We start from the raw sequence: 20280 nt of genomic DNA on the forward strand, positions 1-20280 counted from the left end.
TCAAGCAACACTATTTATTAATAAACAATTACAATAATGAAATTATTTGGCATCACGATTATTACTATACTATCATTAAATTTAAGCCATGGCCAATCAGTAAAAAATGTTTTTTTTGATCAAGAAAATTTAATTGGAAAATTTCACACCATAGATGAACTTGAAAATTTAAAGAAAGGAGAACTTATTTCACTATATACCAAACGAGTAAATGAAATAACAACCGTAATACCATATCTTGCTTTAACAAATGAATCTGGTGTTAAACTGGCAGATATCGGAATTAAAGAAGACTCTAATCACCTAAAAATTCTTGACAAACATCATGAGGTTTCTATAAAAGCTTCAGAAAGCAACACCGAACTGGTTTCTGAACTCATACCCTATGCCGATACCGAAAAAATTATTTGGGCGATTTTATATTTTGAAGATGTCATAAAAAAAATACGAATTGGTCCTAATGGAAACTTTTAAACAGAAACACAAAAGATCAGTAAAATTACTGATCTTTTGTGTTTTAAGTACCCATAGGACTCCTTTTACTTTTATTAATTAACCAAAAAATATGTTAATAATTATCTGATTTTGTAATCTTAATCCTTAACGCTCGACTTAACAATAGACTTTAGCAATCAAACAAAAAGTTGAAATTGATTCTAACAATACTCTATTGACAAGTCAACTTTCTTAAAACCATCATTAAAAGGATTATATTATGAAAACAAGATACATAACTACCGTAATACTATTTTTGGCAATTGTATTCTCTGGATTAGCACAAAGCGATAGCTTTGATCCAAACATGAAATGGGTTAGAGGATGGACAAACTTTCAACCTAACAAAACTACATATCTAGATCACGATAAAACATTACCTAATATAATATCAGAAGACACGTATTTAAGAAATGACTTCGTTTATTTAATGTCTGGTGATATATACGTAACCAACAATGCTACTTTAACAATACAGGAAGGTACTGTTTTAAGAGGAGATGCTGAAAACCCAGCAAATCTTGTAGTTACGAGAGGTGCAAAACTAATTGCAAATGGCAGTAAAGCATATCCAATTGTTTTTACATCAAGTAAATCTGCATATTCAAGAAATAATGGAGATTGGGGTGGAATAACAATAATAGGTTCAGGAAATTCTAATTTAATAGAAGGAGAAGGAACTATAAAAGGAGATTTCGATCCAAAGTACACAGCATTTGGTGGAGAAAAAGAAGATGAAGAGACTACAATTTTAAGATACATACGAATAGAGTACGCAGGAAAGTCTACCAATGGCCTTTCATTATACGCTTTAGGAAGTCAATCTATTATAGAAAATATAATGGTGAGCTATTCTGCCGATGATTCTTTTGAATGGCATTCAGGTAAATCACCAGCAAAAAACTTAATATCTCTTAAATCTAACGATGATGATTTTGATTTCACTAAAGGGTATAAAGGAGAACTCGTCAACATTTTAGCCATTAAACATCCATATATTACAAGCAAAAATGGATCTTTTGCCATCGAGATCGATGGTTATGATAGCAAAGTTGGTTTTAAAAATTCTCAAGAACTTACAAGTGTAGATATTACAGGAGCTACTTTAATAACGTTAACAGATCAAACAAACTATACACATTCTAGATCGGCAATATCGATTAGAAATCTTGCAGAACTTTACATAAACAACTCTAATATCTCAGGTTTTTCAGATGTGGTTCGATTGGATAAATCTTTTTCAACCTTAAAAATGATTGACAAAGGGTTTAAGATGGACAATAGCTTTTTTAACATCCATAGAGACGGCGTTATTACTGAAAACGACATCACTAATAGCACTTTTAATCTACTCAAGTACAATCGTTTTACTAAAACTTTTAAAAATCCAGAAGAATTATTTAGTGATCCTTTAGATAAAAGTAATCCACAATTTTCGTTGAAAAATTCTATAAATAATTATATGGTTATTCAGTAATTTTGCAATTACACAACAACTTAATAAACCAATCTAATGAAAAAACTAATACTATTATTATTACTAATTTCGAGCCTTAGTACATTAACTGCTCAATCCAGAAAAAATCCAGCTATTCTTTATAAAGCTGACAAGCTCGTAAGTAGGTTTCATACAATCGATGAGCTACAAGATTTAAACAAAGGAGATCTTATAAAGTTATATCTAGAGAGAACTCGCGAAATATTTATTGTAATTCCTTATTTATCTTTGACAAATAAACCAGGAACAAGCTTACAAGATTTAGGAATTCAAGCAGATTCTGATCATGTTAAAGTGGTAGAAAAAAATATTGAAATTGCGGACAGAGCATTTGAATATACTGAAAACACTATTAAAAAGCTAGTACCATATTCTGATACAGACGATATTATCTGGTCCATCTTATACTTTGAAGAAGTGATCAAAAAAATGCGCTTAGGTCGATAGTTAAACATCAATTCAACTTTAAATAAAAAACCTGAATAACCCACACTTATCCCTATGGATATAGGTATGTTTTTTATCGACTTTTTTAAATATATTTAACTCACCTCTTAGTTATATTTTAATCACCAGATTTCATCAACAAATCATCTTTTATCCTTTTTTTTCTACTTACATAGAACATCCCATACTTCAAAAACGAGTAAAAAGACATAAAAATTAGGGGGAAATCCCCCTAATTTTACTCATTTCACGATTCAAAACATATTTTGTTTAACTAGTTTGCAAAATAAATAAACAAAATATAAATTTTTGGCAATCAACTAGATAGAAACTAAATACGTAGGAATTTTACTCATAATGATTTACTAATTTCTGTTAATTAAACGACAAACGTACAAAGTTTACGGTAAACACGTAACCACATTTCCTAAAACTCATATATCTTAGTAGTCCCAAAATTGGTAGAAAGAAATTTCCTCCAAAAAAAATTAACCCCAAAATAAATTATCATGAAAAAAAGATGTTTTCTACTTACAGCTTTTACATTACTACTAACTTCGTACACAAGTACAGCTCAAGACTTTAATGAAGACAGTGATAAATGGACTAAAGGTTGGACTAATTTTTCACCCAACAAAACCGATTATCCAGAAGCTGAAGAGAAATTACCAAACATCATTGCCAATCACACTTATCTTAGAAATGATATAGTTTACCTTATGTCTGGTGATGTTTATGTTACCAATGGTGTTACACTCACAATACAAGAAGGTACTATAATAAGATGTGATCATGAAAACCCTGCTAATCTAATAGTTACCAAAGGCTCTAAATTGATTGCGTTAGGATCTAAAGCTTATCCGATCGTATTTACATCTAATAAGAGTCCAAAATCAAGAAATAGTGGTGATTGGGGAGGAATTCTTATTGCTGGATCAGGAAAACTTAACACCACTTCCGGAAACGGAGTAATCGAAGGTAATTTTAATCCGCAGTTTTCTGTATACGGCGGAAATCAACAAGACGAAGAAACAACTATATTTAGTCACGTAAGAATCGAGTTTGCAGGAAATACGTCTAAAAGAAGAAAAGGTTCTAACGGATTATCATTATACGGTATTGGATCTTCATCTATTATTGACAATGTTATGGTAAGCTACTCTGGTCAAGATTCATTTAATTTCCGTGGAGGAAAAAATAATGTTCAAAACCTTATTTCATTAAAAGCTCAGGAAGATGATTATCAGTTATCTGAAGGGTTTAAAGGAAACTTAGATAATATAATGGCTATACGTCACCCATACATCACAAGTCCCGAAGGCTCATATGCAATAGAGGTTGATGGATACAATAAAAATTTAGGTTATAACAGACCTAATCAAGTAACAGATATCACTATTACTAACGCTACACTAGTAAACCTATCAGACAAAACAAACTATCAACATACTAGTGCTGCTATATCTGCCTCTAATGCTGCGTTGACTTATATTCATAACTCTAAAATATCCGGATTTTCTGACGTGGTGCAATTTGACAAATCATACACATCTTTACCTTTAATCCAGAAATCATTCATGATGGATAATAGCTTCTTTAATATTCATGCCGAAGGTGTTAGTGTTACAAACCAATTACTAAAAAAAGAATCACTTGATATACTTAAATACAATAGATTCACAAAAGACTTTGTTAACGTAAAAGACTTGTTTGCGGATCCTCAAAATAATGTAGTACCAAAATTTAACCTAAAACAATCTATGAATACCTACATGGTAATGCAATAATAAAACATTCATCATTTTATATTTACTACTTAATACTAACTATGCATAAAATAACTATAAGCATCATTTTTATCTTAATTATAAATTCTGTTTTTGCACAAAGCATAAATGATGCAGTATTTTTCACTCCTAGCAAGCAAATAAATAAATTTCATACCATTGGAGATTTAGAAGCCTTAAAAAAAGGTGAACTCATAGCCTTATACCAAGATCGAGTTGAAGAAATCATGACCATACTTCCTTTATTATCTCTTACTAACGAAGCTGGAGTACGATTAAAGGACATAGGTATTAAAGAGGATTCTCGTCATGTTAAGATACTTAAAAGCAACAAAGAAAGTACAACCAAAAACCTAGTAACTACAAAAAAAGCTATAGAAGAGTTGGTACCGTATGCCGATACAGGCAAAATCATTTGGACAATTCTTTATTATGAAGAAGTCATCAAAAAAATGAGAATTGGTAGCAACGGAAGTTTCTAGAAAATAAATTTAATAACGTGTTTAATTTTACTTAGGGATAACAGGAGTGGCAATTGCCACTCCTTTATTATTTATAAACACATAAATAATTTGTAAGATAATTACTCTTAACACTACTAAGAGAGTATGATACTGTTATATCTTTTATTAGGAACTCTAGTGGCTGTAATCGGGGCGATACCCCTTGGAGCAGTTAACATCGCTGTGATAAACACCTCTATCAAAGAGGATATTAAACATGCATCTTATATTGCACTTGCAGCTGGCATCGGCGAAGTAGTATTGGCGCTATTTGCATTACATTGTAGCGTACAAGTTTCAAACTTCTTTCAAGAAAATAAATGGATTCAGGTTACCTTTATTGCACTTTTCTTTTTAATAGGTATCTATTTTATGATTCGAGCAAACAAAACAGACAGCACAAAGAAACGTCCTAAAATCAAATTGACAAAATCAAAATTTCTTACAGGATTTTCTTTAGCAATATTGAATCCTCCTGTAATCATATATTGGATGTTAGCTATTTCGTTCACCAACAAATATCTTTTTGAACTTACAGCTCATAATCCAATACCATCTCTTTTTTTATTTTTTTCTGGTATTTATTTAGGAAAAATAGGCACGCTTTACTTTTATGGTAAATGGGGAAATAAAATGGCTAAGAAACAGGAAGGTTCAAAAACTAAACTACATAAAATCATTGGCATAGCATTAATTACCTTATCTGTTTTTCAAAGTATAAAATTTGCTATAGCCTAATACAATTAAACAATTGTTAGCTGCACAACGAGACCTTCATTATTTCTTACATTAAATACTGTATTATCTTCAAAAATAAGATACTGACCTTTTATTCCTTTTAAAACTCCAGAAAACTCAGGTGTTTTTTCCAAGTTAAGACTTTTTAGTTTTTCTGGATATTGCAATACAGGGAACTTAATTTCTGTCTCTTTTTGATTTTCAACAAAATATTCCTTGACTTCATCAGGAATAAAATCTCTAAGCTTATTTTTAAACTCAATCAGATCTTCATCAACAATTTCGTTTTTAAGCATCGTTCTCCAATTAGTTTTATCAGCAACATGTTCTTTTAAGGCAACTTCTGTAATACCTGCTAGATATCGATTAGGAACTTCTACAATTTCGATAGCCTCATGCGCTCCTTGATCTATCCATCGCGTAGGAACTTGCGACTTTCTGGTTACCCCAACTTTTACATTGCTAGAGTTTGCCAAATAAACAATATGAGGTTGTAATTGTGCTTTTTTCTCAAATTCTAAATCTCTATCTTCTACACCCAGATGTGCAGTACTTAATTCTGGACGCATCACCCAGTCCCCTACTTGCGGCTGATTATAAAAATCATCATAGCAATATCCTTGTCTAAATATCTTTTTATTTTCACCACAAGCAAGACATTGATATTTCTCAAATGCAATAGTAACTTTTTTGTCCAATAGTTGGTTTACATGAATAAAATCATCCTCGAAAACTAGATAATATTGGATAGGGTTTTCATGTTCTGTTTGCATTTTAGTAAGGACTCCTTGATATTGCATAAATTTTTGATATATATTAATCGTATATAGAGAATGTAATTATTTTTATTATTTTAGTTGACAACAATCACAACAAATTAACCTTAATTACTGCCTAAAGATACATCAAAAAATGCCAATTCCATTAGTTAATTCTATTGCCACCTGGTTCTTAAAAAAGAGATTTCATCAAATGGAACTTTTTCTTAAATACCCGAATGAAGTTCAGCTCGAACTACTGCATACATTGCTAGAAAAGGCTAAAAACACAGAATTTGGCAAGACGTATGATTTTGCTTCAATTAATAATTATAAAACATTTTCTGAAAGAATTCCTGTTCGGTCTTATGAAGATTATGAATCAATGATAGAAAGAAGTCGATTAGGCGAAAATAATGTTTTTTGGCCCACACCTATCAAGTGGTTTGCTAAATCAAGTGGTACAACCAGTGCTAAAAGTAAATTTATTCCGGTTAGTGATGAATCCCTTGAAGACTGTCATTTTGCAGCAGGTAAAGATTTATTATGCATGTACTTAAATAATAATGAAGATTCACTACTATTTACAGGTAAAAGTCTTCGTTTAGGAGGTAGTAAAGAGTTGTACAAAGAAAACGGAACATCTTTTGGTGATCTATCTGCGATAATAATAGACAATATGCCTTTTTGGGCCGATTTTAGTTCTACGCCAAGTAGCGAAGTCTCATTAATGAGCGATTGGGAGTTTAAAATGAAAGCTATTGTGCAAGAAACGATTCAAGAAAATGTTACCAGTCTGGCAGGAGTTCCATCTTGGATGTTAGTTTTATTAAACCAAGTTCTGGAAACCACAGGAAACGAAAGTCTATTTGAAATATGGAACAACTTAGAAGTATATTTTCATGGAGGTGTAAATTTTGATCCTTACAGAGATCAATACAGCAAAATCCTTCCTGGAGATTCTTTTAAATATTATGAAATTTATAATGCTTCTGAAGGTTTTTTTGCTATTCAGGATCGTAATGACTCATCAGAACTATTATTAATGCTTGATTATGGGATTTTTTATGAATTTATCCCAATGGACACCTACGGAAATGAAAATGAAAAAGTAATTCCTCTGAGTGAAGTAGAAATTGGCCAAAATTATGCCGTAATAATAACTACGAATGCAGGGTTATGGAGATATAAAATAGGAGATACTGTTCGTTTTACCTCGGTAAACCCTTATAGAATAAAGGTATCAGGAAGAACCAAACATCATATCAATGTATTTGGTGAAGAACTTATCATAGAAAATACAGAAGAAGCTTTGCGAAAAACAGCAAAAACAACGAATTGTGAAATTGTAGAGTATACCGTTGCACCAATCTTCATGAAAGACAAAGAAAAAGGTGCTCATGAATGGATCATTGAATTTAAAAAGCAACCTGATAGTCTTAAAGAATTTACACATATTCTCGATCAAAATCTGCAACATGTTAATAGCGACTATGAAGCTAAACGTTACAATGACACTACATTAAATATTCTTCAAATTAGACTAGCAAGAAAAGGATTATTCTATGATTGGTTAAAAAAGAATAACAAACTTGGGGGGCAACATAAAATACCTAGATTATCAAACAAACGAACATATGTTGATGAACTACTCCAGTTAAATACAATAAAATCTTTTTCTTCATAAAAGAGATAACCCTAAGTCTCTAGTTTTCAAAATCTGACGTTTTTCGCTAAAAAAGCTATTCAAAAACAAAAATAATTACGGTTTTTCCGTAAAAATTGTATGTACGAATTGTAATTTTTAACAAAAAATCTGGTATTTCATCGTCCAAAAAAAGCGTTTAATCTAAAAAATTAAAAATCATTTTAAACCTTCTATTTTTCATATTAAATTTGTTCACAGATAGTTACAAACTCATTAAGCCCTAAGATATGAAAACTACTATACTATTATTTGCTTTATTATTTACGATTACAGCCGTTAGTGCTCAAGAAACCAACACTACTGTTAATACAGATGATAAAAGTAAACAAATTAGTACTTCACAAGTCGACAATAGTACAGAAACTCTAGAGGCCTCAGAATTAATATACAGCTCACAAAACATGACGTGTTACAGTGAAATTTCTAAAGTGACATTTTACGAAGCTTTAATACGACAAAACAATTTTGATATCGAGCTTAAGGATAGCGAAAAATTAGTTTTAAAAAATACAGAAGATATTATAAATAATAGAAAAGATAGAATTTCATATTCTGACTAAAAATATTTATCCTTCAACAAATGCCAACCAAAGACAACACCTTTATGAAATTACCATAAAGGTGTTGTCTTTTGTTAGAGCATAAGGTAAATATTCAAAAAAGCTCTGAATCATATGATTCAGAGCTTTTCTAATTAATTTTTATATCTCAATTTAAGAAACCGCTTTAAGCTTCTTAATGGTCGACTTATTCAATTTCTTTTCTGCGTAGTCTTTAGTTACTCTGAAATCGGTTTCTTCGCTTTCTGGTAGCTCGTACATAGCGTCAGTTAAGATAGCCTCACACAATGATCTAAGACCACGAGCACCTAACTTATACTCCATTGCTTTTTCAACGATATATTCTAACGCACCTTCTGTAATTGAGAATGCAATATTATCCATCTCAAACAACTTCTTGTATTGTTTTATTATTGCATTTTTAGGCGCTGTTAGTATAGATCTTAAGGTTTCTGCATCTAAAGGGTTCATATAAGAAAGTACAGGCAATCTACCAATGATTTCAGGTATCAACCCAAAATCTTTTAAATCACTAGGAATAATATATTGTAACAAGTTATCCTTCTCTATATTATCTTCACTTTTAGAAGCACTATACCCTACGGCTTGCATGTTTAATCGTTTCTGAATCATTTTTTCGATCCCATCAAACGCCCCACCTGCTATAAAAAGAATATTTTCTGTATTTACTTCTATAAATTTTTGATCTGGATGTTTACGACCACCTTTTGGCGGAACGTTAACTACAGTACCTTCGAGTAATTTTAAAAGCGCCTGCTGCACGCCTTCTCCAGAAACATCTCTTGTAATACTAGGATTATCACTTTTACGAGCAATCTTATCTATCTCATCAATAAATACAATTCCTCTTTGTGCTTTTTCAAGATTATAATCTGCTGCTTGCAATAATCTAGTCAATATACTTTCTACATCTTCTCCAACATATCCTGCTTCGGTAAGCACAGTAGCATCTACAATAGCTAAAGGAACATTAAGCATTTTAGCAATTGTCTTTGCCATTAAGGTTTTACCTGTTCCCGTTTGCCCTACCATGATGATATTACTTTTTTGAATCTCAATATCATCTTCGGATTGGGGTTGCAGTAATCTCTTATAGTGATTATAAACTGCCACCGACATTATCTTCTTGGTAAATTCTTGTCCGATCACATATTCATCAAGAAACTTCTTAATAGCTTTAGGCTTTCGCAACATAAGTTCACTACTCAGCTCTCCAGTCTCTTCATCTTTTGCTTCTTCTACAACAATCCCATGAGCCTGAACAATACATCTATCGCAGATATGGGCATCTAATCCCGCTATTAACAGATTTGTTTCAGGTTTTTTTCTCCCACAAAAAGAGCATTCTAAATCTTCTTTGGCCATAGTTATTTAGTTTCTATTCCAATAAAATTTCATGTTTTATACTTATATAACAATTAGAGGCTCAAAACACCTCTACTTGCAACAAGAAATTTATCATTCTCTAGTTAAAATTTCGTCAATCATTCCATACTCAAGAGCTTTATCAGCTTTCATCCAATAATCTCTATCACTATCTTCGTATACTTTATCATAGGTTTGCCCAGAGTGCTTAGCGATGATATTGTATAATTCTTCTTTAAGGATTAAAATTTCACGCGCTGTGATTTCGATATCACTTGCTTGTCCCTGTGCTCCTCCTAACGGTTGGTGAATCATCACACGACTATGTGGCAATCCCGAACGCTTTCCTTTTTGACCTGCACATAATAAAACTGCTCCCATTGATGCAGCCATTCCAGTACATATTGTCGCAACATCAGGTTTTATAAATTGCATTGTATCATAAATTCCAAGACCTGCGTATACACTTCCTCCAGGAGAGTTAATATAAATCTGAATATCTTTTGTAGCATCTACACTTTCTAAGAACAAAAGTTGCGCCTGAACGATGTTAGCAACCTGATCATTAATTCCTGTTCCTAAAAATATAATACGATCCATCATTAGTCTTGAGAAGACATCAAAAATAGCAATATTCATTTGACGTTCTTCTATAATATTAGGAGTCATACCTGTTGGATACATACTGCTAATTATCTGACCATAGTAATTACTGTTAATACCATGCTCTTTTGTAGCGTATTTTTCGAATTCTTTTCCGTAATCCATATTTCTATTTCTGAAATTTTTATTGATAAAAAAGGGCGATAAACCAAGATCGGTTTAGCGCCCTAAATATAAGTATAAATTCCTTACTAAATAGCAAGATTTATTATTTGTAAACTTCTTTTATAAATTCATCAAAGGTCACCTCTTTGGTTTTCAATTTAGCGTTCTCTTTATAAAAATTAAGTAGTTTTTGACTCATCAATTGCTCAGACATTCTCTTTACCTCATCTTGATTCGATAAAATTCTTGCAGCAATATCTTCTAACTCTTTTTCTTCTGGAGAATTTTGTCCAAATTGAGCCATTTGACCTTTTATTAAGTCTTTAGCAAAATCTTTCAATTCTTCAAAAGTAACTTGTAGGTTGTTATCATTGATAATCTTACCTTCTATAAGTTGATAACGTAACCCTTTTTCACTTTTTTCATACTCATCTTTAGCTTCATCTTCAGTTAAAGGTTGTTCACCTGTAGCACGAATCCATTTTTGCAAAAACTCTACTGGTAATTCAAAATTTGTATTCTCTAAAGTGTGTTCAGTAATAGCATTAAGCAATTGTTGATCAGATTGTTGCACAAATTGCTTTTCTGCATCCTCTTTAATCTTAGCTTTTAAATCCGTAACAGATGTAATAACTCCTGGTCCGTATAATTTATCAAACAACTCCTGATCTAAATCTGCAAGTTCTTGTGTATTAATTTCTGAAACAGTAAAAGAAACTTCAATATCTAAATCGTGAGCTTCATCCTGATTAATTTTTAAAGCATTAATCAAATTATGATCATCTGTAAAAAGACCTTTAGTCTTTAGCGTAATAGTATCACCAACTTTCGCTTTTAAGAATTTATCAAGATTCTTTTTACCTTTAATTTTCTCTAATTCGACAGTAGCTGTATTATTAATTTCTTTTTCTTCATTCACAAAAGTTCCTGCAACTAAATCTTCTTTTTCGGCAACATCTTTAGGAACTAGTTTCCCATACTGTTTTTGAATAGTTTTTAGCTGATTTTCGATCATCTCATCATTTGCAACAATCTTATAATGTGTTATTGCTTTCTTACCGCCAAGTTTTACTTCAAACTTAGGAGCTAACCCTAATTCGAATTCAAAAGAATAATTCTCTGTTTCCCAATCGAAATTTTCTTGCTCTTTTGGTAATGGATTTCCTAAAACATCTAACTTTTCTTCTGTAAGATATTTGTTTAGTGCATCTTGTAAAAGCTTATTAACCTCATCTACCAAAACGGCTTTTCCATACTGTTTTTTAACAAGCCCCATAGGAACGTGTCCTTTTCTAAAACCAGGAATGTTTGCGTTTTTACGGTAATCCATTAGGATTTTATCTACTTTCTCGCTATAATCTTCTTTAGCGATATCTACCGTTACCACAGCATTTAAATCGTCTACTTGCTCTTTTGAAATATTCATGATTTACTATCTTTACTACTAAAAATTGGGTTGCAAAAGTAATACTTTTTTACATCACAACAAATTTTTAACTCTCTGAAAAACAGTAAATATTAGATTAACTTTTATCTTTCTTTAAAATAGAATGCAGAATAGATTGAAATATAGACAATAGCACGCTAAAGATTAGTGCCCAAAGCCATCCATTAACTCTAAATCCATCTATAAAATAATCGGCCAATAAAATTATTGCTGCATTAATAACTAAAAGAAACAACCCTAATGTGATTATTGTAGCGGGCAAGGTTAAAAAAACCAATAATGGTTTTACTATAGCATTTAGAATCGCTAACACTACAGCTACAATCAAAGCACTTACATAACTATCAACTCCCACTCCTGGAAGTATTTTTGCCAATACAATTACGGCAACTGCACTTAAAATCAATTTTAAGATAAAATTCATGTCTATATATTTTGATATATTGAAGATAAAAAAAACCTGCCATAAAAAGCAGGTTTTAGTTTATATTTAATATGAAGTAATTTCTAGTTTACCTCATTACTTAGCGTAATAGTTCCAAAGTCTGAAGGATCAACAGCAGGCAGATTAACACCATACGTTTCCTTAATTGCTTCTAAAATACCATTTGTTACAATAGCGTGACCTCTTGGTGACGGATGCACTCCATCTAACGAGAATCCTCCTCCTGTAACGAACTGAGAAGTAACCACACCTCCATTAATTGCAATACCACCATCAGCAACTTGAGCTAAATCACTAGCTGCATCATAAAGTGCAAGATTATTTGCTGCTGCCAATCCAGCTATTGTAGCATTAAACGAAGTACGTGCTGTTGAAATAGCATCAAGTTCTCCAGAATCCAAAGCATCTTTATCATCAATAGCACTAATTGCAGCAATTACCATTGCACCTTGTGCTGCGGTTGGCGTTCCTCCTGCTTGTAATATCCCTAAAACTTGCAAAACCTCTGGAGTCAACATAACTGATCCATAACCTTGTGCTAGTGCTCCTCTATCTATAGTAAGCAATAATAATTCTTGCTCGGTCATTTGTCTAAAACCTAATGGATTTGTTGGAGTAACTTCTGTTTTAATTAAAAAACGATTTGCACCAGCGCTAAATGTAATAGCATATTGAGATGCAAGCGCTTGGGCTTGTGCAAGAGGCGCTCCAGTACCTGCAACTTGTGCAGTAACTATACCTGTAACTGCTTGAAAAAAGCCAGTCAAACTAGCAGCTGTAGCCGCATCAAGAACTAAAGCATTATTAGGTACAGTAGTAAAAAACGGTATTGAAGTAACATCAGGCAAATTTAACAGTACCCCTTTTGTTCCACCAGCAGCAAGTTTAGTTACTAGTTCATTATAAGCACCTGCAAACACCATATTATTTGTAATATCGTTTCCTGAATATGTACTTGGGTCTAGATTACCAGTTACATTATGATCTTCACCAACTCCACCAGAAGTAGCATATCCTAAAATGTCATTATTACCAATCCATAAACTAAAAAAAGTAGGGTTTTGTGCTACGGCGTCATCTATAATAGCCGCAGTTGGTGAAGAAGCAAATCGAACAAAATACGGATTTGCCTGACCAGTTGCCAAACCGGCAATATTTCCATATCCTGCAGCTGCAGAGACCAAATGATACACTCGCGCACCAGGAACCCCCATATTATTAAAAGGACCAGTTAAAACATTTGCCACACTCGTTGTTGGCGTTGCACCTGTAAATCGAGAAGGCCCAGGATTACCCATTGCATCAAATGCTAATACTAGTCTATTTGCTAAAGGATCAGTACCAGGAATCAAAAGACCACCAGTATTATCATCCATTAATGGCTGTGTAAAATCACCCCCACCAGCAAAAGCAAATTGTTTTGATAAGATATTTGGGTATGAATTCTCTTGCCCCGTTATATATAATGCCCCATCTGCAAAACCAGCAGTAAGTGAATTACCAAGTGCTACATAAGTACTAAAATCAGCCTCGCCGCTTGAATACGTTCCTGCATCTTCGATTGGATTATCAAACTCTGGCTCACAAGCAACTAGACCTAATGCTAAAATTGCTAAATATTTTATATTGTTTTTCATCATCTTCAATGTTTTGTTGTATTATAATTTATACGTTAGACCAAGTCCTGGAGCAAATGCGCCAGATTTGTATGTTCCTCCAAAAGATTCTGTACCACCTGTAGAGTTCGTTCCAAAATCATATGAAGCATCAATTTCTTCAAATCTTAAATAAAAGAAAGAAGCATCGATTGCTAACTTGGATGTTACAGCAAAGCTTAAACCACCAGAGAATCCATCAGAACTATTTCGAGGAGTTTCTGGAGCAAAGAATCCTGGTTGCACAGGTGTCTCATCTCTATAATATCCTGCTCTAAGTGCGATTTTTTCTGTTGCTTGATACTGTAATCCAAAACGGTATACTGAAGAATTTTTATAGTTACGTGGGTTTATTGACGGAGGTGCTCCGTTTTCAAAAGTAAGATCTAAAGATTCATAAACACCCCAGAATTGTCTGTTATAATCAAATGCGAATAACCATTTCTCATATTCATAAGATAATCCAACGGTTAATTCTGCAGGTAATGGTAATTCTGCTTTAAATCCTGTAGCTCCATTTGGTGGAACACCAGGTGAATTTGGGAAGTTTGCAAAAATAGCTTCACCATCTTCAGATTCTATAGTAATCTCACTTCGATAGTTGAACCCAAGTCTTAAATTGTCATTAAAATTAAACATTGCTCCTACTGTCCATCCCCAATTAGATACTCCAGAATCATCAACAGTAATGTTTGAACGATTACCATCTAAGTCTGTTGTAGTCCTATTGGCATTTCTATTAAAGTTAACAGAACCAGAAGCATAAATTGGACCACCACCAATACTTAAGAATTCTGAAAGCTTAAATGAAACTGTAGGCTGAATAAAAATTGCAGATAAATCTATATTATTTACCAAGTGAGACCCTGCCCAATCAGTTGGCCAAGTTACTTCACTACCATAAGGCGTATACACCCCTAAACCAACAGACATCCAGTCATTAAGTTTATAAGAGACATATAAATTAATAGGTGTTCCTACAGAATTATCAGTTTCGGCAGAAGCTCCAAGTTCTTCATTTTGAAAGATAACATCAGAAAAAATTGCACTCGCTCCAACACTAACATTCAATTTGTTTTCTAAATATACTAGACCTGCAGGGTTAAAGAATACAAGTTCTGCACTATTTACTACAGCTACTCCTGTGTGCCCCATGGCCATAGCCCTCTGTCCTTGCACACTAACTCTATATCCACCGGCATAGGTAACCGCAGTCACCGAAACGAATAGAACTAACAATAAAAGTTTTCTCATAATTTAGTAGAATTGTTTTTGTTTTTTAGGATTTTGAAAAATTGATTTTCCAAATTTAGCAGAAAATACCAATTATCCAACGAAATCATCAAAATATTATGCATACATAGTATTTTTTATCTATTTTTTGATAAATTCTAATACTTGTACTAAAAAATCTGTTGGATTTTCTGCATGCAACCAATGACCCGCAGCAGAAATTTCCTTAAATATGGCATTCGGAAATTGTTGTTTGATTCTTTCTTTATCGTTTTCAAGGATATAATTAGATTTTTCTCCTTTTAAAAAAAGAACTTCTCTAAGATACGAGAATTTTTCTGGAAGTTCAACACCTATTTGGGATGCATTTTCAATTAATGACTTTAAATTTATACGTAATCCCAATTGCCCCTTATCTTTCCAATATAAATTCTTCAATAAAAACATTCTAACTCCAATATCTTTTACATAAAGACTTAACTCTTGATCTACTTTTTGTCTGGTATTCAAGATTTCGAAATCTAAAGAGCTTAGTCCATCTAAAATATCTTGATGATGTAGCGGATAATATTTAGGTCCGATATCAGCTACAATAAGTTTAGCTACAAGGTGGGCATTTTGCGCAGCAAACAACATGGCAGTCTTCCCTCCCATAGAGTGCCCCAGAAGTACAATATTTTCTAAATTATTATCATTGCAATATGCCAATACATCTTCTGCCATATATGCATAACTAAAATCACTACTGTGTGGACTTCTGCCATGGTTACGCTGATCTACTAAATGCACCTGAAACCCTTGCTCTGAAATTTTTTTTCCTAGTGTTTTCCAGTTATCACCCATCCCTAAAAAACCATGAAGAATAACAAAAGGTTGTCCTTCACCAAAAACATTAGCATATAACTTCATGTATACTTTATTTAAGTCTATGTAAATACATATTTACCACATTCTCTAACCCCAAATAAATAGATTCACTAATTAAAGCGTGCCCTATTGAAACTTCAAGAAGTCCTGGGATATTATCTCTAAAAAATTTAATATTATCCAATGATAAGTCATGTCCCGCATTAACACCTAACCCAAGATCTATTGCTAATTGAGCACTATCTGAATAAGAGATAATTGCCTTTTCATTACCTTTTGTATATTCTGAAGCAAATTCTTCAGTATACAACTCAATCCTATCCGCATTTGTTTCTGCAGCTCCTTCAATCATATCTTTTACCGGATCAATAAAAATAGAAGTTCGAATTCCATTTTGCTTAAATTCGGAAATTACTTCTTGTAAAAAACTTTTATGTTTTTTTGTATCCCAACCTGCATTACTAGTGATCGCATCCTCAGCATCGGGCACCAAAGTTACTTGAGTTGGTTTTACTGCCAACACTAAGTCTACAAATTTAGGCACTGGATTTCCCTCAATATTATATTCTGTATACACTACTGGTTTTAAATCATACGCATCTTGATACCTTATATGTCTTTCATCAGGTCTAGGATGTATCGTAATTCCCTCTCCTCCAAAACTCTGAATATCCTCGGCCACTTGCAGCAAATTAGGAGTATTTCCTCCTCTTGAATTTCGCAGCGTTGCAATTTTATTTACGTTAACACTTAACTTTGTCATGGTTTTTGATGTCTTTAATAATGACCTTGTTTTTTTAATAAAAAGCAAAAATACGAACTTGAGAATGCCTTGTTTGTATAATTTTTGATTATTTTGCATAATATAGCCCCTATAAAAATATGAAGACGAATTTGTACATTGTTAACGAAATAAAACCATTAGACATCACCGTCAAAGTTACTGATGCCCAACTCATGTTTAATGAACTTACTTATACGCATTTTCCAGTTATAAAAGATAAAATATATCTTGGTTGTATATCTGAAACAGACATAAGATGTTTTGAGACCAACAAGTCATTACAATCGTATCAATATGCTCTTGAAGGTTTTTTTGTAAGAAAAAACAGCAATTGGCTTGATATACTTGAAGCTTTTGCTCAAAATAATTCTAACATTATGCCTGTCTTAGACGATAATAATCAGTATTTAGGTTTTTGTGAGCTTGGAGACATTATGAACCTATTTAATGAAACTCCTTTTCTAAGTGAGCCTGGAAATATTTTGATTGTTGAAAAAGGTATTTTAGACTATTCTTTTAGTGAAATTGCTCAAATTGTCGAATCTAATAATGCAAAAGTATTAGGGCTATTTATTTCAAACATGGAAAACGATGTAGCACAAATTACAATGAAAATTAGTGATAGTGACATCAATAATATAGTACAGACTTTTAGAAGATATAGTTATAATATTGTTTCAAAACATCATGAAGATAGCTTTTTAACGAATCTTAAAGAAAGATCTCAGTATCTTGAAAAATACTTAAATATTTAAGTTATTTACAAAACTAACTAACACAAATCAAACACATATGAAGATCGGTATATACGGCCAGTTCTATCATAAAAATTCTGGAGTATACATCCAGCAACTTCTAGAAACTTTAGACGAAAACAATGTTGAAGTAGTTATTGAAAAGAATTTTTTGGAACTTATCAATCTTCACGATGATATTGACAAAAGTTATTCTCACTTTAGCACTTTTGAAGAATTAGATACATCTTATGATTTATTTTTTAGTATTGGCGGAGACGGAACAATATTAAAAACAATTACTTATGTAAGAGACTTAGGCATACCCATTGCCGGAATAAATACAGGAAGACTTGGTTTTTTAGCAACAATCCAAAAAGAGGAAATAAATGACAGTATAGAATTAATACTGAATAAAAAGTTTTACACCTCTCCTCGTAGTTTGGTTACTATTGAAACCTTACCAATCAATAAAGAATTTGGAGTATTGAATTTTGCCATGAATGAAATCGCAGTAAGCAGAAGAAATACTACATCCATGATAACAGTACACACTAGTCTTAACAATGAATTTTTAAATTCATATTGGGCAGATGGATTGATTGTTTCTACACCCACTGGCTCTACAGGTTACTCTTTAAGTTGTGGTGGCCCAGTAATGATGCCCGATGCAGAATGTATGGTTCTTACCCCAATAGCGCCACATAATCTTAATGCACGCCCTTTAGTTATACCAGATAACCAAGAGATAAAATTACAAATTTCGGGAAGAGAAGACACATATTTGGTATCGCTAGATTCAAGAATTCATACACTTCCAAATGAAACTACAGTAATTATAAAAAAAGCTCCATTCAAAATTAATATGGTGGTTTTAGAAGACAATAGTTTCCTAAAAACTTTACGTAAAAAGATGCTTTGGGGAGAAGATAAACGCAATTAAACAATAAAATCATATAAAAAGTGTTTTTTAGTTCATACTATTTTACTCAAATTCTTGTGTACTAAAGTTAATTGTTATATTTGCAAACTTTTGAAAATCTATGAGATACTTAACATCATTTATATTTGTTCTGTTTTTTATACAAACTATGACATCGCAAACCTACGAAGTAGGCTTGATGGTTGGAGGAGCTAATTACATAGGCGATGTTGGATCTACCTACTATATCGCACCTAGCGATATCGCTTTTGGCGCCATTGGAAAATGGAATAGAAGTAAGCGTCATGCATTTAGAGCTTCTTTTTTATATGCCAAAATTAGTGGTGATGACAGTAAGGGAGATGACAGAAGGAAACAAAGAGGACTCAGTTTTGATAATTCTGTAAAAGAATTATCAGTGGGTATGGAATTTAATTTCTGGGATTGGTTTCTTTATGATGGCCAACCCCAAATTACTCCGTATCTTTATACTGGTATTACTGCTTTTAACTATAACTCTTTAGCTTTAGACACTAATAATCAAATTAATGCTGTAAGTGACAAATGGAGTTTTGCAATTCCGATGGTTTTAGGAATCAAAAAAACTTTAGGAAGAGACTTAGTCATTGGAGCAGAAATAGGAGCAAGATATACGTTTACAGATAATCTTGACGGTAGTGATCCTAGTGACAGTAGATTTGGAGATGGATTTGGTAACTTAAATAACAATGACTGGTATATGTTTACCGGGTTTACACTATCGTATACCTGGGGGAGAATACCCTGTTATTGTTCTTTCTAAAAAATGGTAGATAAAAAACAATTAAACTCTAATATCCCAGAGCACGTTGCCATAATTATGGATGGTAACGGACGATGGGCCAAAAAGAAAGGCTTTTTTAGAGCTGTTGGCCATGAAAATGGAACCAAAGCTGTAAGAGAAGCAGTAGAAAGTAGTGCAGAAATAGGTGTAAAATACCTTACATTGTATGCATTTTCTACCGAGAATTGGAATAGACCAAAACTCGAAGTAGAAACGCTCATGAAACTTCTAGTGAGCTCGCTTAAAAAAGAAATTAAAACTCTTCAGAAAAATAATATTAGGCTAAACGCAATAGGAAACTTACAATCTTTGCCCGAAAAAGCCCGAATTGAACTCCTTGAAGTCATAGAAAAAACCAAATCTAACGACCAAATGACGCTTACTCTTGCATTAAGTTATGGAAGTCGAGAGGAGCTAATAAAAACTATTGAAGAAATAAGTATTAAAGTTAAAAATGGTGTAATTTCGCCACATCTCATAAATGAATCAGTCATTAATGAGCATTTGTACACTAAAAACCTTCCAGATGTGGATTTATTAATACGTACAAGTGGAGAACAACGTATTAGTAATTTCCTATTATGGCAGATTGCTTATGCAGAATTATATTTTACAGAAATTTTATGGCCGGATTTTAAAAGAGCAGATTTATTCGAAGCCGTATTAAATTATCAAAAAAGAGAAAGAAGATTTGGAAAAACTAGTGAGCAGCTCAGTTAAAG

Annotated in this window: 21 protein-coding genes; 12 read left to right on the forward strand and 9 right to left on the reverse strand. The window is 32.5% G+C overall.

The genetic code is table 11. The annotated features are described in order from the left end of the window. Positions 1 to 36: 36 nt before the first annotated feature. From D1816_RS12495 to D1816_RS12520, 6 genes are all read left to right on the forward strand, one after another. Positions 37 to 474: a hypothetical protein gene (locus D1816_RS12495; RefSeq protein ID WP_066317138.1), complete on the forward strand. Its 438-nt coding sequence runs from the start codon at positions 37 to 39 to the stop codon at positions 472 to 474. A gap of 241 nt (positions 475 to 715) precedes the next feature. Beyond that, the gene (locus tag D1816_RS12500; RefSeq protein ID WP_118503250.1) at positions 716 to 1972 is read left to right on the forward strand and encodes a hypothetical protein; all 1257 of its coding nucleotides are present in this window, start codon (positions 716 to 718) and stop codon (positions 1970 to 1972) included. A gap of 36 nt (positions 1973 to 2008) precedes the next feature. Then, on the forward strand, positions 2009 to 2440 hold the full coding sequence (locus D1816_RS12505; RefSeq protein WP_066317142.1) for a hypothetical protein: 432 nt from the start codon (positions 2009 to 2011) through the stop codon (positions 2438 to 2440). Between the two features lie 509 nt (positions 2441 to 2949). Further along, a complete protein-coding gene (locus D1816_RS12510) occupies positions 2950 to 4227 on the forward strand; it encodes a hypothetical protein (RefSeq protein ID WP_066317144.1) in 1278 nt (425 codons plus the stop codon). 41 nt (positions 4228 to 4268) lie between these two features. Continuing rightward, a complete protein-coding gene (locus tag D1816_RS12515; RefSeq protein ID WP_118503252.1) occupies positions 4269 to 4709 on the forward strand; it encodes a hypothetical protein in 441 nt (146 codons plus the stop codon). A 126-nt stretch (positions 4710 to 4835) separates the two neighbouring features. Continuing rightward, positions 4836 to 5468, forward strand: coding sequence for a LysE family transporter (locus D1816_RS12520; RefSeq protein WP_118503254.1), 633 nt, complete (start codon positions 4836 to 4838; stop codon positions 5466 to 5468). A gap of 5 nt (positions 5469 to 5473) precedes the next feature. On the opposite strand, the gene D1816_RS12525 is transcribed toward D1816_RS12520, so the two are convergent. Further along, a complete protein-coding gene (locus D1816_RS12525) occupies positions 5474 to 6268 on the reverse strand; it encodes a DUF2797 domain-containing protein (RefSeq protein WP_118503256.1) in 795 nt (264 codons plus the stop codon). A gap of 112 nt (positions 6269 to 6380) precedes the next feature. Here D1816_RS12525 and D1816_RS12530 point away from each other — a divergent pair, with 112 nt between their 5' ends. Beyond that, entirely contained in the window at positions 6381 to 7913 is a 1533-nt protein-coding gene (locus D1816_RS12530; protein WP_118503258.1) for a GH3 auxin-responsive promoter family protein, read from the forward strand. Positions 7914 to 8161: 248 nt separating this feature from the next. Further along, complete coding sequence (locus D1816_RS12535) at positions 8162 to 8494, forward strand: hypothetical protein (RefSeq protein ID WP_118503260.1); 333 nt, start codon at positions 8162 to 8164, stop codon at positions 8492 to 8494. Between the two features lie 153 nt (positions 8495 to 8647). Here the strand turns inward: D1816_RS12535 and clpX are convergent, their stop codons facing one another. The 8 genes from clpX to D1816_RS12575 form a co-directional block, all read right to left on the reverse strand. Beyond that, entirely contained in the window at positions 8648 to 9880 is a 1233-nt protein-coding gene (gene clpX / locus D1816_RS12540) for an ATP-dependent Clp protease ATP-binding subunit ClpX (protein ID WP_066317158.1), read from the reverse strand. 93 nt (positions 9881 to 9973) lie between these two features. Beyond that, complete coding sequence (gene clpP, locus D1816_RS12545; RefSeq protein ID WP_066317160.1) at positions 9974 to 10648, reverse strand: ATP-dependent Clp endopeptidase proteolytic subunit ClpP; 675 nt, start codon at positions 10646 to 10648, stop codon at positions 9974 to 9976. Between the two features lie 103 nt (positions 10649 to 10751). Further along, the gene (gene tig, locus D1816_RS12550; RefSeq protein ID WP_066317162.1) at positions 10752 to 12074 is read right to left on the reverse strand and encodes a trigger factor; all 1323 of its coding nucleotides are present in this window, start codon (positions 12072 to 12074) and stop codon (positions 10752 to 10754) included. Positions 12075 to 12171: 97 nt separating this feature from the next. Further along, positions 12172 to 12519, reverse strand: coding sequence for a phage holin family protein (locus D1816_RS12555; protein WP_066317171.1), 348 nt, complete (start codon positions 12517 to 12519; stop codon positions 12172 to 12174). An 83-nt stretch (positions 12520 to 12602) separates the two neighbouring features. Next, entirely contained in the window at positions 12603 to 14177 is a 1575-nt protein-coding gene (locus D1816_RS12560; protein ID WP_118503262.1) for an SGNH/GDSL hydrolase family protein, read from the reverse strand. A gap of 21 nt (positions 14178 to 14198) precedes the next feature. Further along, positions 14199 to 15449, reverse strand: a complete 1251-nt coding sequence (locus tag D1816_RS12565; protein ID WP_066317189.1) for an OmpP1/FadL family transporter — start codon at positions 15447 to 15449, stop codon at positions 14199 to 14201. 120 nt (positions 15450 to 15569) lie between these two features. Then, positions 15570 to 16337, reverse strand: coding sequence for an alpha/beta fold hydrolase (locus D1816_RS12570; RefSeq protein WP_066317190.1), 768 nt, complete (start codon positions 16335 to 16337; stop codon positions 15570 to 15572). Between the two features lie 7 nt (positions 16338 to 16344). Continuing rightward, positions 16345 to 17058: a pyridoxine 5'-phosphate synthase gene (locus D1816_RS12575; RefSeq protein ID WP_118506255.1), complete on the reverse strand. Its 714-nt coding sequence runs from the start codon at positions 17056 to 17058 to the stop codon at positions 16345 to 16347. 119 nt (positions 17059 to 17177) lie between these two features. Between D1816_RS12575 and D1816_RS12580 the strand changes: the two genes are divergently transcribed. The 4 genes from D1816_RS12580 to D1816_RS12595 all read left to right on the forward strand — a co-directional run bounded on the left by D1816_RS12580 (position 17178) and on the right by D1816_RS12595 (position 20278). Further along, positions 17178 to 17834, forward strand: coding sequence for a CBS domain-containing protein (locus D1816_RS12580; protein WP_066317200.1), 657 nt, complete (start codon positions 17178 to 17180; stop codon positions 17832 to 17834). A gap of 37 nt (positions 17835 to 17871) precedes the next feature. Then, positions 17872 to 18756, forward strand: a complete 885-nt coding sequence (locus D1816_RS12585) for an NAD kinase (protein WP_118503264.1) — start codon at positions 17872 to 17874, stop codon at positions 18754 to 18756. A 100-nt stretch (positions 18757 to 18856) separates the two neighbouring features. Beyond that, entirely contained in the window at positions 18857 to 19537 is a 681-nt protein-coding gene (locus tag D1816_RS12590) for a DUF6089 family protein (RefSeq protein WP_066317206.1), read from the forward strand. Between the two features lie 3 nt (positions 19538 to 19540). Then, positions 19541 to 20278: an isoprenyl transferase gene (locus D1816_RS12595; protein WP_066317207.1), complete on the forward strand. Its 738-nt coding sequence runs from the start codon at positions 19541 to 19543 to the stop codon at positions 20276 to 20278. The last annotated feature ends 2 nt before the right edge of the window (positions 20279 to 20280 follow it).

This window comes from Aquimarina sp. AD10 (genome assembly GCF_003443715.1).
Taxonomy (GTDB): domain Bacteria; phylum Bacteroidota; class Bacteroidia; order Flavobacteriales; family Flavobacteriaceae; genus Aquimarina; species Aquimarina aggregata.

What these genes read in the sequence shown, in the direction of transcription:
- D1816_RS12495 (WP_066317138.1), top strand. Translation starts at nt 37, where the DNA reads ATGAAATTATTTGGCATCACGATTATTACTATACTATCATTAAATTTA.
- D1816_RS12500 (WP_118503250.1), top strand. Translation starts at nt 716, where the DNA reads ATGAAAACAAGATACATAACTACCGTAATACTATTTTTGGCAATTGTA.
- D1816_RS12505 (WP_066317142.1), top strand. Translation starts at nt 2,009, where the DNA reads ATGAAAAAACTAATACTATTATTATTACTAATTTCGAGCCTTAGTACA.
- D1816_RS12510 (WP_066317144.1), top strand. Translation starts at nt 2,950, where the DNA reads ATGAAAAAAAGATGTTTTCTACTTACAGCTTTTACATTACTACTAACT.
- D1816_RS12515 (WP_118503252.1), top strand. Translation starts at nt 4,269, where the DNA reads ATGCATAAAATAACTATAAGCATCATTTTTATCTTAATTATAAATTCT.
- D1816_RS12520 (WP_118503254.1), top strand. Translation starts at nt 4,836, where the DNA reads ATGATACTGTTATATCTTTTATTAGGAACTCTAGTGGCTGTAATCGGG.
- D1816_RS12525 (WP_118503256.1), bottom strand. Translation starts at nt 6,268, where the DNA reads ATGCAATATCAAGGAGTCCTTACTAAAATGCAAACAGAACATGAAAAC.
- D1816_RS12530 (WP_118503258.1), top strand. Translation starts at nt 6,381, where the DNA reads ATGCCAATTCCATTAGTTAATTCTATTGCCACCTGGTTCTTAAAAAAG.
- D1816_RS12535 (WP_118503260.1), top strand. Translation starts at nt 8,162, where the DNA reads ATGAAAACTACTATACTATTATTTGCTTTATTATTTACGATTACAGCC.
- clpX (WP_066317158.1), bottom strand. Translation starts at nt 9,880, where the DNA reads ATGGCCAAAGAAGATTTAGAATGCTCTTTTTGTGGGAGAAAAAAACCT.
- clpP (WP_066317160.1), bottom strand. Translation starts at nt 10,648, where the DNA reads ATGGATTACGGAAAAGAATTCGAAAAATACGCTACAAAAGAGCATGGT.
- tig (WP_066317162.1), bottom strand. Translation starts at nt 12,074, where the DNA reads ATGAATATTTCAAAAGAGCAAGTAGACGATTTAAATGCTGTGGTAACG.
- D1816_RS12555 (WP_066317171.1), bottom strand. Translation starts at nt 12,519, where the DNA reads ATGAATTTTATCTTAAAATTGATTTTAAGTGCAGTTGCCGTAATTGTA.
- D1816_RS12560 (WP_118503262.1), bottom strand. Translation starts at nt 14,177, where the DNA reads ATGAAAAACAATATAAAATATTTAGCAATTTTAGCATTAGGTCTAGTT.
- D1816_RS12565 (WP_066317189.1), bottom strand. Translation starts at nt 15,449, where the DNA reads ATGAGAAAACTTTTATTGTTAGTTCTATTCGTTTCGGTGACTGCGGTT.
- D1816_RS12570 (WP_066317190.1), bottom strand. Translation starts at nt 16,337, where the DNA reads ATGAAGTTATATGCTAATGTTTTTGGTGAAGGACAACCTTTTGTTATT.
- D1816_RS12575 (WP_118506255.1), bottom strand. Translation starts at nt 17,058, where the DNA reads ATGACAAAGTTAAGTGTTAACGTAAATAAAATTGCAACGCTGCGAAAT.
- D1816_RS12580 (WP_066317200.1), top strand. Translation starts at nt 17,178, where the DNA reads ATGAAGACGAATTTGTACATTGTTAACGAAATAAAACCATTAGACATC.
- D1816_RS12585 (WP_118503264.1), top strand. Translation starts at nt 17,872, where the DNA reads ATGAAGATCGGTATATACGGCCAGTTCTATCATAAAAATTCTGGAGTA.
- D1816_RS12590 (WP_066317206.1), top strand. Translation starts at nt 18,857, where the DNA reads ATGAGATACTTAACATCATTTATATTTGTTCTGTTTTTTATACAAACT.
- D1816_RS12595 (WP_066317207.1), top strand. Translation starts at nt 19,541, where the DNA reads ATGGTAGATAAAAAACAATTAAACTCTAATATCCCAGAGCACGTTGCC.